The following is a 13563-nucleotide window of genomic DNA, read 5'->3' on the forward strand; positions in this document are numbered from 1 at the left end:
GATATGACAGAGAACCGCCCTTAGACAAGGATGCGCTGTTGGCTACGGCTGAGAGCCAATTCCGTCACAAAGACTGCGATCGCGTTTGTCCAAACTAGGGTTATTCTGGAGATAATCCCGTAGGCGATCGCAGCTACGTTCGATGAGCTGATTTGCCGACAAAAGAGTCACATCCCACAGAATCAGGCTCTTATCATTAATTGCCGAGGCAATGAGTTCATTCTCAGATTTGAATCTCACCTGCCAATCCAAATCCCTTGGTCCCGACAGAGTATGGAGTAACTCACCGTCTCGATTCCAGAGTCTGACGGTCTTATCTTTACTCATTGTGGCAATTTTCTCACCCTTTGGACTAAACACGACTCCGTTAACCTCATCGGTATGACCTTCTAAGGTTTCTAGCAACTCGCCGTTTCGATTCCAGAGTCTGGCGATTTTGTCTGCACCCACTGTGGCAATAACTTGACTATCTGGGCTAAATGCTACTCCAAACACTTCCTTATCATTAGGTTTTTGGTTATCATCAATCAGAGTATTTATCTCTTTGCCGTCTTTAGCATTCCACAGTTTGACCGTTCCATCCCAACTTGCCGTAGCAATCATCTGACCGTCTGGGCTGAACGCAATTCCCCGAACTTGCTCCTCATGTCCTTCCAAGGTTTTTTCTGGGGTGTCATCGAGTGTCCAGAGTTTGACCGTCTTGTCCTTATTCGCCGTGGCGAGGATTTGGTTATCGGGGCTAAAAGCTAGGCTGTTAATCTCCTCAGCCTGACCGAATAGAGTTGCGACAAGAGTGCCGTCAGCCTGCCAAATTTTTACAGTATTGTCCCGACTCGCCGTAGCAATAAGTGTACCGTCTGGGCTGAAAACAACGTTGTAGACGCCAGACTGATGCCCTTCTAGGGTTTTGATTAAAGTACCATCAGTCTTCCAGAGATTGACGGTGCTGTCTTCACTCGCTGTAGCAATCTTCTGACCCTTTAGATTGAAGTCTATACTATGGATCTCCTGAGCATGCTTTTTAAGGATTCTTTTGTTCAAGCTTTGATCTCGCTTCCAGAGTTTGACTGTGTTGTCTTGACTTGCTGTTGCGAGCATCTCACCATCAGGGCTAAACTCTATGCCAAAAACACCGTCGGTATGCCCTTCCAGGGTTTCGAGTAAAGTGCCATCTGTTGTCCTCCAGACTTTAATCGTCTTATCCCAACTTGTCGTCGCAATTCTCTTGCCATCGGGACTGAAATCAACTCGGATCACCCGATCCGTATGACCGTTGAGCGTATGGCGTAACGTACCATTAATTTCCCAAAGTTTAGCTGTATTATCTCGACTCACAGAGGCAATCATCTGACCATCAGGGCTAAATGCCACTCCGAAAACGCGATTACTATGGCTCTTGTCTCCTTCTAAGGTTTCGTCTTTTAGGGTACGAAATGATTTGTCATCCGTAGTTTTCCAGAGTTTGACTGTCCCATCCCAACTCGCTGAAGCAATTATCTGACTATCGGGGCTGAACGCTATTGTGTCAATCACATCTTCGTGTCCTTTCAGGGTGTTTAGCAATTTGCCATCCCTAGTTCTCCAGAGTTTTATGGTTTTATCCCCACTTGCCGTAGCAATGAGCTTGCCATCCGGGCTAAAAGCTACACCAAAAACTCTATCCTTATGCCCTTCTAAGGTACGTACTGGTATTATACCTATCTTGTTATCTAGCTTTTTTTCTAGCTTCCACAGTTTTACCGTCTGGTCGAAACTTGCTGTGGCAATCATTTTACCATCAGGGCTGAAATCTAAGCTATTAACTTTATCCTCATGCCCTTTTAGGGTATGAATCAACTTACCATCAGGCTGCCAAAGTTTGACCGTATAGTCAAAACTTGCTGTGGCAATGGTCTGTTCATCTGGGCTGAAAGCCATTTGGATGACCGCATCCTTGTGACCTTCGTCACCTTCAAGGCTGTTATACTCTTGATACTCTTTAAATCCGGAAACGCCTCGCTGTAGCATCCGTTCTACTTTAGGCTTTATTTCAGCTTTGAAATCACCTATTTTTTGCAGTTCCTTCCAGGCAACTACTGTTTTTTTAAGTGCATCTAATTCTTGATTCTCTGCAAAAAGTCTTTCAGATTCAGCAATAGTTTTTGTTATGACTTGCATATTCCGATTTTGGATTAGCCATCCTACCATTGGCGTAGCGAAAACTATAAACATAAAGCCAGCCACTGTTACGGTTTGGAAAATTCGCAGTTGTCGCCGCAAAAGCTGATCAAGCTGCACTTGACTCTGCTGGAGCCTTTCTAAAGTGTCATCTCCAATTTTTTGGCGAATAAAAGTCACCAAATAATCATGAACTAACTGATAATGATTATCAGGAATACTTTGCCAAAGAAAGACTAAACCTGATTCTTGGAGAATTTGTAATACAACTTTAAGTGTTTTATCTAATCTCAAATCATTGCTTTTTGATTTTGTCGTCAAATCAAGAGTAAATATATACCTCCAGAAATTATTCCTGAATCCTTCTAATAATTTAGATTTTCGGGAAATTTCCAGAAGTTCCAGGATCTCTTTTTTCAAATCATTATGGGTTTTCAACGGACGAGTTTTATTTTCATCCGTCAATAAAAACAAAACTAACCAGGCAATTTCTTCATTCTCTCTGCCACAGTCTTGAACAACAGATTCCAAATAGCGTTGGACTAATTGTTGTTTAGCTTGAAAACCAAGCTGCTTATACTGTGCCAAGGTAGTAATTCCTTCGGCTTGCAATTGTGCGCCAACAATCTGTAACTCAATGGGACGGACTTCTCCCTGATTTTTGGATAGTTCTCGTACTATTTCATCGATCAAAGCTGACTCCAAAGAAAATGCCGAGTTCTCAGTTAAACTGTGGATTACATTTTTGGCATCTTCTGGTGATAAATTTCCTAATGTATAGAGACAGGTTTTACCGAGAACATCCTTGTTTACAATTGCCATTGCCTTGAGACGATTGCAAGGCAGCAAATAATGGATAAAATCTTCTCGTATTGACAGAATAACTTTAACAAAACTCATCCTTAAGCATTCAGCGATAAACTCAAAGAAGATTTGCCGTTGCTTCCATTCTGTGCTAGCAAAGAAAAACTCTTCAAACTGGTCAAAAATTAAAACCGTAAATAAATTATCCTCTTCATTACGTTGTAACGCCTCAAGCAAAGACACAGTGGAATCCGGTGGATTCGGTAAGCTTATTCCTCGTTGATCAAGTGCCTTGGCTAAGGATTGACCTAACTCCCGACACCAGTCGGTGTAAACTCGTAGGAGAACGGGTAAACTATCGCGAATACCGATACTGCGACGCTTGAGTTCAGGGATTAAACCCGCATTCACCAGAGAACTTTTACCGACACCGGAAGGTCCACAAATCACCGTCAGTTGGTGCTGATTGTTACCCATGCGGGCAATCAAATGCCGCACATCCCGTTCTCTTCCTGAAGCAATAATCTCTGGGGCAATTGTTTTTTGCAATCTGGTAACTTCAGATTTCGGCTGTCGCTGGGGTTGTAAATTCCCAGCACCAATAAATGCCCGAAAACCAAACTGTTGCTCGATTGAGCGTTGATATTGTTTAACCTCAAAAGCCTGGAGATAATCCTGTTGCTCAAAATACAGCGATCGCAATTCCTCAAGAATCTGAATGTAAAGCTGCGGATTGTCCTCTGGATCACCATTTTTTGCCGCTTCTAGTGTCTCAAACGCCTCCTGAATCTGCCCTACTTGTCGTAAGCTTTGTGCTAATACCAGCAGATGTAACCCCCGATATTGCTGTTGTTCACTGGGAAGACGATTGACAATTTCCAGGGCTTTTTCCGCCAGTTCTTTCGCCTCAGTCGGGTTGGGCGGCTTCTGGTTGAGTGCGACTTCTGCCAAAAAGCTGTAATCTTGAGCCAATTCTACACTCATCCCATACCTTTCGTGCAGTGGTTTGAATTGATTTGCCAGCTTCTGTAATTCGTGCCAATCCTTAAGTTGTCGCAGTACTTTGCCCAATTCGTTGCTAAACTTAGCCACTAAATCCTGCCGCTGTGCCTGTTTAAACCGTTCCAGACATTGTTGTAAATAAGGCAGAGATTCTTCACAGAAAAAGCAGTTGTCTGAGCGACACAGTTTTCCGGTGCGGGAATAACACAAGCCAATATGGAACAGTAGCACTCCTTGTCGTTCTAATAAGCAGGGGGTAGGATTATCCTGAGTTGTGGACTCCCAAAAGTCTAGACTGTTTTGGTAATAGGTTAATGCTTGTTCCAGTTGACCGACGACAAACGCATCTCGCCCCTGAACAAATTGCCAGCAGGCTTCGAGTTCTGGTGTCAATGGCAGATTATAGCGCTTCAAATCGGCGATCGCACATTTAATTTCTGAGAGATAGCGCCAGCCAAAGATAGCTTCATTGGAGAGGAAGCGATTCGCCCCTGCATTTAAAACCGCTTTAAAGAGTTGCCTCACCCGCTTGTGGAGAATGTCTTGCAACTCTTGCGGCGTAATCATCAATTCAGTCAGGGTTCCCCAATTTTTTAAATCAGGGGCAATCCGTGTCAGTTGCTGGGAAATGGAATCATTAATCCATATCAATACTGGGAAGGGGCAATGCTGGCGAAACTCCTCTCGCACCGAATTCATTGAACTCAGCAATTGCTTAATCTCCCGCACTGACTCTATGCCTAAAACCATTAAAGCTGAAGGCTGTTCATGTCCTAATTGCTCACGAATTGTAGCGTAGATCCTGGTTACTGATGGTTCGAGGACAATTGTTCGCATCTCTGGGTAACGTTGGCGTAATCGCCGCACCATCTGCTGCTGTAAGAGTGCGTAGTTACAGTGAACCCAAATTAGGGAAAATTCCCCTTCAGACATGGAAATTGCCCAAGCCAAATCTTCTAACGACTGTTCGCTAGGGGAAAGATTTTTCCGAGAGGAGTAAGATTCCATCATGACTTTAATTCCTTTGCCTCTGCCAAAATTGGATTAATATCAAACCAATACCCATCGTCATCCCGATACTCATAGACAAACAGGCTGCGGATTAGAGTTTTATAGTCTTGAGCGCCCGCCACCTTTTTGTGTTGGGCAACTTGTCGCAGTAATTGCCATTCGGTATCACTAACAGCTAAAACCGCATCATTGCGATGTTCTCGAATTACATCTTCTAGACAGTCGCGACAAATGGGTAATCCTTTTTGTTTTTTAATCGAGTCATTTAATAGCCGCAGTAAATTCCGCACATGACCGCCACTAATTTGACACAAACGATCTAATGTTGCAGGATGATCAAAAACCTCGGTTATCCGATGGAGACGATCTGGCTCATTCAAATCAGGAAATGCTCTTGCCAGCACCATTTGTCGCAGTCGCTTCATTCCTTCAGCACATTCTGTTCCATCCCGCGATCGCACGGGGATCATCGGTAACACTTGGGGATTGACCAAAAATCGCTCCACTAAAGTACCAAAGTCCTTGGAGAACCGTAACGCCAAGGGCATGGTATAAATAACATGACAATTCAGTTGACGTAACTGTTGACCTCGGTCTACAAATAAATATTCTTGTTGCGGTCGTCCGAAGGGTTTGGGAGTATTACTGATGCGGTCAAGATTATCGACGATTACCACCAGTCCCTTTTTACCCTGGACTCTCAGTTGTTCCTGTCCCGGTTCTAATAATTCAGAGTTAATTGCCTCTAAAATTCCCTTAGTTTGCGGTTCCAGATAACTTCTTAACTTATTCCGTAACTCAGGAGACGCCTTCGCCTTGGCTGAAATCTTACCAATTAAGGGGGCAATTAGGGAAAGTCCTTCCTCAGAGGATAGGCTGACTTTGCCAATTCCAGGAATACCAACATCAACAGAGAACTCTTCCTCGATTTTCCCTGTAATCTTACCCATTCCCAGGACTGAGGCTTCGGCAGATAATTCAATCTCCGTTTGCAACAGTTTACTGACTTGCTTTAGCCTGGTCTTGAGACTGGTTGATTCTTCAAGTTTCAGGGTATCGAGACTATTACTCACCTGACGGGCGATGGCTAGCAAAATATCGCTAATATCGACATCTTCAAACTCTAGGTCTTGATCGGACACAAAGTAAACTACATGAAACCCACGATATTCTAACTCCGCCTTCAGGCGTAACAATTCCGTAGACTTGCCACAACCAATATGTCCAGTGAATAGCTGACAGGTTGGTGTATCCGGTGACCATAAGGTGATATTTTCACGTAACTCTTCGATCACCTGACCACCACGCACCACAGAAAAATCAATGTAATACTTATAGTCTGTTTCTGCGTTGTTCAAAAACAGCGTTTTGCCGGGATTCGTGGCTTGAAAAAAACTCCGTAAATCCAGCTTCATAGCAATCTTAATTCAATTGTATGGAGGCATGTCAGTGTAGTTGTAATACACTGAAATACCACTTTGGAATTTAGCACGGCTTAGGTAGGATGTGCAAACATTTTTATGAAACTATAATTTTCCTTAAAAAATATTGGGCTTGTTGTTATCGTTAGTGTGGTGACAAGAAGCTTACAACAGCGTAAGGTAAATCATTTCGTCCTTTATCTGAGGACAGGACGGATGAGGGAAAAATGAGTTTCTAATTCATCTTTCTTAAAACAAATATAGCCCTTGCCCGACTTGGCGAGTTTGCGTTTGGTCTGATCTACATCGGCTTTAACTCGTTCATACCTTGTCAGTAAGTAAGCCCAAACACCTGATCCAGTCGTCTAAAGACGACTTAAGCTTTTAGCCAGTGGTTTAAACCACTGGCTGGTTAACTGCCTTTTGCCTTATCTGTCCCGACAACCGGCTAAAATTACACGCCCATGGGGAAGGTTTCGGGTGCTTCACCTCGATCCCATTGAGGAGTGCGTTCTAAGGGTTCAACAGCGCGAGTCTCGTCAAAATGGATAATCGCATCAAACTGTTCCGGTAATCGCGCCTGGAAATAATGGCTGACGCGCTCGGTTTGGGGCAGATAAATCACACCGATCGCACGTTCTAAACGCGGCTTGTGTAAGCCTTGCACGGCGGGGTTTTGCTCCTGTAAGTTTAGCCAAAAGTTCGGCTGTCCCGTCTGATGAAACAAGGCTTCATAACTTTCCGGTAATGCCCGACGCACTTGCTTGCGTTCTGCTGATGCACCCCAGTTGGATGCAGCGGTAACGGTTCCGGTGTAGGTACTAAAGCCAATCAGGAAGGCATCATCCTGGTATTGCTGACGCACCAGTTGACCGACATTCAGTTCCCCCGCCGCGCCCATATCAGTGGCTCTAGCGTCGCCGAGGTGGGAGTTATGTTCCCAAACCACAACCTTCGTGGGTTGACCCTGTTGCTCAAAGTGAGTCACTAATTGGTTGAGGGTTTCCGCCATGTGGCGATCGCGTAAATTCCAGGAGGAAATTCGACCCCGAAACATGGAACGATAGTATTCTTCGGCATTCTTAATCAGTCTGGCATTCTGTTCGGCATAGAAGAACTCATCTTCAGGAATCCGCCCATCTCGTTGGGCATAATCCGCCGCACGGCGTCGTAAATCCACCAGTTGATCGACTACCTCATCTTCACAGGGTTGATTCATGCCAATGCTGGTGGCGTATCCATAGGTTTGGGTATCTTCGCCAAAGTGATCGAAACAGGAGTAACGGTAACGCGCATGGGCGGCGGCTTCTGGATCAATGGTCTCCAGATACTTGAGAACGGCTTCGATTGAGGTATAGAGGCTGTAGAGATCTAACCCATAAAACCCGGCTTTCGTGGCATCCTGCGGTAAGGCGTCATTGTACTCTCGCAGCCAACCGACAAAATTTAATACATCGGCGTTGCGCCACATCCAAGTGGGGAAGCGTTGGAAATCTGCCAAGGCGTGGATACTGTCCGGATCATCACTAACACCTCGAACGTAGCGATTAATCCGATAAGCATCGGGCCAATCGGCTTCAACGGCGACGGCGGTGAATCCTTTTTCTTGAATGAGCCGTTTGGTGATTTCTGCCCGTTGTTGATAGAATTCGTGGGTGCCGTGGGAGGCTTCGCCGATGAGGACAAAACGAGCATCTCCGATTTGATCGAGTAGGGCATCATAGTCGGATGATGTCCCGGAAATAGGATGTGCGGCTTGACGTACAGCATCGGTAAGTTTAGTTTTTGTAGGCATGATAATTTTATAATCTATAACGTCTGAGCAATTGATCGGATTTTGTGGATCACGTATTTGTAGGTTGGGTTGAGGTACGAAACCCAACGATTGTGAGGCAGGGCGGGTTTTGTTGTTCCGTTATTGGTGAGACAGGGCGGGTTTTGTTGTTCCCTTATTGGTGAGACAGGGCGGGTTTTGTTGTTCCCTTATTGGTGGGTAAGGGCGGGTTTTGTTGTTCCCTTATTGGTGGGTAAGGGCGGGTTTTGTTGTTCCCTTATTGGTAGAATATCTAATTTAGTCCCTAAACCCGCCCCTACAATGTCCCTAAACCCGCCCCTACAATTGTCCCTAAACCCTTACATAATGACGAATGACGAATGACGAATGACGAATGACGATCCCTTTAATTGTCCCCACCTACTTATGCTCTAGCTGGTTGTTGACTGGCTGCACGCTGCATCAAGTCACGTACTTCTTGGTCGGTGGTTTGGTCAAATTTGTCGTACCACAAACCGACGGCGTAGAACGGTTGGGGCGTTTCACTACAGATGATTTTGTCTACCTTGATTTTAAACTCCTGGCAGGTTTCGGGGGCGGCAACGGGGACAGCGGCAACGATTTCCTTGGGGTCATGCTGTCGCAAGGCAACGGCAGCGGCGTGCATTGATGCCCCTGTCGCTAAACCGTCATCTACTAAAAGTACGGTGCGATCGCGCAATTCCAGAGGCGGAAGATCCCCTCGGTAAGCTTTTTCCCGCCGTTCTAATTCTTGTTGCTCTTTGGCTGCTACTTTGTCGATCGCTTGCTTGGATACATCCAGCGATCGCACCACGTCTTTGTTTAATATGCGCGTATCACCACTGGCGATCGCACCCATGGCTAATTCTTCGTGACCCGGTGCGCCTAATTTGCGAACCAGCCACACATCTAGAGGCGCATTGAGTCCTCTCGCTACTTCATACGCCACTGGTACACCTCCACGGGGTAATCCCAAGACAATCACATCGGGGCGGTTGGCATACTCTTTCAGGTCGCTGGTGAGTCTTTGACCTGCTTCTTTTCTAGTTTTGAAAATCATAATTATCCTAAGTTGTCAACAAAGTTTAGATCCCTAATTTCAGTCAGGGAATATAAGTGGATTAAGTCAGGTGAGGACGGTAATAGACGGTTTAACTATAGGTTTAAGCTTCTATTAGATTAGATCGCTAGGTGCCAGAAATTCGTCAACCTACAGATAGATACCTGAACCACTCAAAACCCTAGCTGATTTCTTTCGCCAGATCCATGCCATTTAAGGGGATTTCTCTTGGCTGTTGCGATCGCGGGTTGATCGGCATCTCGATGATGAACGTTGTCCCTTCTCCTGGAGTGGACAGGCAACTGAGTTGTCCCTGGTGTTTCTCAACGATAATTTGGTAGCAAATTGATAAGCCCAAACCTGTACCACTGCCCACAGGTTTTGTGGTAAAAAATGGATCAAAGATTTGCGGTTGCACTTCCTCAGAAATGCCGATTCCATTGTCAGTAATGCGGATGATCACAACGTCGGTCTGCTGGTTTCCATTGTTTGGGGGGGGTTGTCGGTGAGCATCAGCGACTTCGGTGCTGATCGTAATTATTCCAGGTGACGAGCGACTTTCTATGGCATCGAGAGCATTAACAAGTATATTCATAAACACCTGATTTAATTGATTGGCATAACAAGTCACTTGGGGGAGTTGACTATACTCTTTAATCACCTGAATTTCCTGCCGATTTCCGGGGCTTTTGAGGCGATGCTGTAAAATGAACAGCGTACTGTCTATCCCTTGATGAATATCCACCGACTTCAGGTCAGCTTCATCGAGTCGAGAAAAGTTCTTTAGGGAAAGAATAATCTGATGAATTCGCTCTGCCCCTTCGTGGATAGAATTGAGCAGTTTATGCCAATCTTCCTGGATAAACTGTAAATCAATGGCTTCCGCTATATCTTGAATAGATGAAGGGGGATTAGGATAAGTTTCGTAATAGATATTAATTAGCCGCAGCAAATCATTAAAGTATTGACGACCAATGGTGAGATTGCCCAAAATAAAAGAAACGGGATTATTAATTTCGTGAGTTATTCCCGCAATCATTTGCCCCAGACTGGACATTTTTGCCGTTTGTACAAGCTGGGATTGGGTGCGTTTTAATTCTTCGAGCGTGCGTTGGAGTTGATGCGCTCGTTCTCGTTCGCGTGCTTCCGATTGTCGCAGGGCGGTTTCGGCTTTTTTGCGTTGGGTGATATCTAAGGCGGTGCCGAAGAGTTTAATTACCTGATAATGTTGATCAAAAATGGGTTCAATTCTCACCTCAAGATGCCGAACGCTTGTGCGATTCTTGGGTAAAATTTGAAACTCTAATTCGTAGCAGAGTCCTTGAGCAATGGCTTCCTTGACTGTTTGCTCAAATTCCGAGCAGTCATCGGGATGAATGAAGTCTAGGAGTTGTTGATAGGTGGGTTCCGTTTGATTGGGTTCCAAACCAAAAATGCGAAACAGTTCCGCTGACCAAATAATTTGATTCGTGATTACATCAAATTCCCAATTGCCAATATGAGCAATTCGTTGAGCTTGAGCCAGATTTTCTTCTGAGAGGCGCAGTTTTTCTTCCGCCTGCTTGCGCGTGGTAATATCAATGCCAAAGGATTGAACTTCTAGAATTTGTCCTTCTGTATTCCGAATCGGTTGATCTGTCCATTTAAACCAATGGAGTTCCCCCTGATCAGAAATCATGATATGTTCGGAGGTTTCTGGACATTCGTGGTTGACGAGGGATTTGGCAAAATCCCTGATTTGGTCTTGAATAAAATCAGGCAGTAAATCTACATATTTAGTACCAATCAGTTCAGTTTGAGATTTAGCAAAAAAACGACAGTAAGACTGATTGACAAACGTGAGGGTGGTATCCGGTTTCCAGCGACAGACGAGGACTTGTTCCTGAAATTCTACCAGTTCTCGATAGCGGATTTCGCTTAAACGCAATGCCTCTTGTGCTTGTTGACGTTCTGTGATATCACTGGCTGTACCTGTTACACCGACAACCTGACCCTGGTCATCAACTACTGCGATCGCGTTGAGTAATAATTGAATGGGTTCCCCAGCTTTAGTGAGATGGGTGGTTTCATATTGGAACACCGATTGTCCCTGAAGTAAACGCTCAAAAAGATTGACATCCGCTTCCAGACGTTCCGGTGACAGAAACTCGGTAAACGAACGTCCCAGCATTTCCTCTGGAGAGTAGCCATAAAGGTGGTGTACAATCGGATTAACAAAGGTGTAAGTTCCATCCCGATTAATCGACCAAATCAAGTCTTGTGACGCTTCAACCAGATGGCGATATTTTTTTTCACTCTCACTCAGGGCAATTTCTACCTGCTGACGTTCCTGAATTTCTTGTTGCAGTTGGATATTTTGTTCGGTTAGCTGCTTTTGTAACCGTTGCAGACGCAATTGACTCTCCACCCGCGCTAAAACTTCTTGCACTTGAAACGGTTTAGTAATATAATCGACGCCACCAACCTCAAAGGCTTTCACCTTATCAAAGGTTTCATTCAACCCACTTAAAAAAATGACTGGAATATTCTGGGTTTTCGGAGAAGCTTTCAACTGTTGGCAAACTTGATAGCCATCCATATCCGGCATGACAATATCCAGTAAAATTAAATCGGGGGGATTGTTCGCAATAGATTTCAGCGCCAGTCTACCAGTGGGAATGATCCGGATTTTGTACCCTTGTTCGCTTAACATCTCGGTTAACAGGTGCAAATTCTCCGGGGTATCATCAATCGTTAGTATTGTCCCTTTGTACAGAGGAATTGACTCCAGCGTCATCGTCTTCATCAGTAGGTGGTTTGGTCAAGGCTAATAGGTACTCGAATTGAAATTCATGAGTTAAAGTACAGAGAGAATTGGCTAAGGATTCACCGCGATCGCGAATTTCCTCAATCAGGCTCAACATCTTATCAAAATCCCCTTCAATTGTGGCTTGATGGAGCGATATTCGCCACTCCCTCGGTAAATCAGCCAAATCCGTTGGCGTCAAGGTAATGGTTATCGGGGATTCGGGACTCTTGGGTAGCATGTCAGACAGCTCAAAATTTGCAGTATCCCCAATGTGAGTAGACTGGCTTTTGGTTAATTCCAACAGGTTTTCCAGCAGTTCGAGCAAATGCTTACCCGCACTATAGATAATCCCTACATTTTTCTGATCCTCGGATGAGAGGGATTTAGAATGGTTCATCAGTTGAGCAAACCCGAGAATCGCATGGAGTGGTGTTCTAAATTCATGGTTTAAATTAGCTAAGAAGGCACGTTTAACTTGGTTAGCGGCGGCGGCTTCGTCTTTGACTTGTTGCAGTTGTGCTTCTAACTTGGCATATTGGCTGAGGTTTTGCTGCAATTGCTCATTGATTTGACTTAACTCCTGGGTTCGCTCATCCACTTGTTGACGCAAAAGTTCAACGGTGGCATACATTTCTATGGGATTCAGCGCTTCTAGGATCGTACTTTGGGTAATGATTCCGGCGAGTCTTCCCGCTTCGTCTACAACCACTAAACGACGAATTTTATGGCGTTTCATCATTTCATTCGCCAGCATCATTGAATCATCGATTTTAATCGGAAGCAGTGGGGTACTCATCACGGTTTCCGCCGACGTTATCGCGAAATTAATCCCCATTTTTTGGGACTGAATAATATCGCGTTCGGTAATAATTCCCTGGGGAATAATATCTGCGTTATTTTGGGTTTCAGTAATCACGATGCAGCTTTTTTTATGGGTCACCATTTGCTGAGTAATTTCTAGCAGGGATGCCGTGACAGAATTCTGAATCACCTGAGACGTCATCACATCTCCCACTCGTTTAAACTTTAATAAGTCAGTCGGTTGAACAACCTCTCGAATGGTTTTAGGCGTAATCACTCCAATAATTTCACCCCCTTTATCGATGACAGGTAAATGACGAATATGATGCTGGCGTAGCAGGTGAAGAATGGCAAAAATGCCTTGATCTTGGTCAACGGAAACGGTAATCGGATCAGGCGTCATCACCGATTGAATGCTTAAATTTTCCAGGGATAGCTGATGGGCAGCGATGCCGACAAAATCCCGTTCTGTGAAAATACCCACTAACCGTTTTTCTTTGACGACTAATGCATAACTACTCTGGTGTTCATTAAGCCAATTAATAACCGTTGTTACCCGAATCTGGGGAGTAACAATTAGGGGATGGCGATCAATAGATTTTGATTGCGATAATTGTTCCAAGAGAGGACTGCAAGATAACATTTTTAGGTTTTCAAAACTTAATGAGATTAGTTAGTATAATGATACTTGATGTTTGGCAAGGCTTGTAGTTTGTTTGTCCCT

General features: G+C 44.7%; 6 protein-coding genes. All 6 read right to left on the bottom strand.

What is annotated here, in order from left to right:
• Positions 1–42: 42 nt before the first annotated feature.
• Complete coding sequence (locus RID53_RS23575) at positions 43–4974, bottom strand: WD40 domain-containing protein (protein WP_446390417.1); 4932 nt, start codon at positions 4972–4974, stop codon at positions 43–45.
• Positions 4971–6389 (bottom strand): ATP-binding protein, encoded by a 1419-nt coding sequence (locus tag RID53_RS23580; protein WP_446390418.1) that lies wholly within the window; start codon positions 6387–6389, stop codon positions 4971–4973. The genes RID53_RS23575 and RID53_RS23580 overlap by 4 nt, the downstream gene beginning before the upstream one ends.
• A gap of 460 nt (positions 6390–6849) precedes the next feature.
• Positions 6850–8190, bottom strand: a complete 1341-nt coding sequence (locus RID53_RS23585; protein WP_446390419.1) for an erythromycin esterase family protein — start codon at positions 8188–8190, stop codon at positions 6850–6852.
• A gap of 403 nt (positions 8191–8593) precedes the next feature.
• Positions 8594–9250: a phosphoribosyltransferase gene (locus tag RID53_RS23590; RefSeq protein ID WP_446390420.1), complete on the bottom strand. Its 657-nt coding sequence runs from the start codon at positions 9248–9250 to the stop codon at positions 8594–8596.
• Positions 9251–9431: 181 nt separating this feature from the next.
• Positions 9432–12035, bottom strand: a complete 2604-nt coding sequence (locus RID53_RS23595) for a PAS domain S-box protein (RefSeq protein ID WP_446390421.1) — start codon at positions 12033–12035, stop codon at positions 9432–9434.
• A complete protein-coding gene (locus tag RID53_RS23600; RefSeq protein WP_446390422.1) occupies positions 11977–13482 on the bottom strand; it encodes a CBS domain-containing protein in 1506 nt (501 codons plus the stop codon). Before RID53_RS23600 ends, RID53_RS23595 begins: the two co-directional genes overlap by 59 nt.
• Positions 13483–13563: the final 81 nt, after the last annotated feature.

This window comes from Coleofasciculus sp. B1-GNL1-01 (assembly GCF_040220235.1).
Classification (GTDB): Bacteria; Cyanobacteriota; Cyanobacteriia; order Cyanobacteriales; family Coleofasciculaceae; genus Coleofasciculus.

What these genes read in the sequence shown, in the direction of transcription:
- RID53_RS23595 (WP_446390421.1), bottom strand. Translation starts at nt 12,035, where the DNA reads ATGAAGACGATGACGCTGGAGTCAATTCCTCTGTACAAAGGGACAATA.
- RID53_RS23585 (WP_446390419.1), bottom strand. Translation starts at nt 8,190, where the DNA reads ATGCCTACAAAAACTAAACTTACCGATGCTGTACGTCAAGCCGCACAT.
- RID53_RS23590 (WP_446390420.1), bottom strand. Translation starts at nt 9,250, where the DNA reads ATGATTTTCAAAACTAGAAAAGAAGCAGGTCAAAGACTCACCAGCGAC.
- RID53_RS23600 (WP_446390422.1), bottom strand. Translation starts at nt 13,482, where the DNA reads ATGTTATCTTGCAGTCCTCTCTTGGAACAATTATCGCAATCAAAATCT.
- RID53_RS23580 (WP_446390418.1), bottom strand. Translation starts at nt 6,389, where the DNA reads ATGAAGCTGGATTTACGGAGTTTTTTTCAAGCCACGAATCCCGGCAAA.
- RID53_RS23575 (WP_446390417.1), bottom strand. Translation starts at nt 4,974, where the DNA reads ATGATGGAATCTTACTCCTCTCGGAAAAATCTTTCCCCTAGCGAACAG.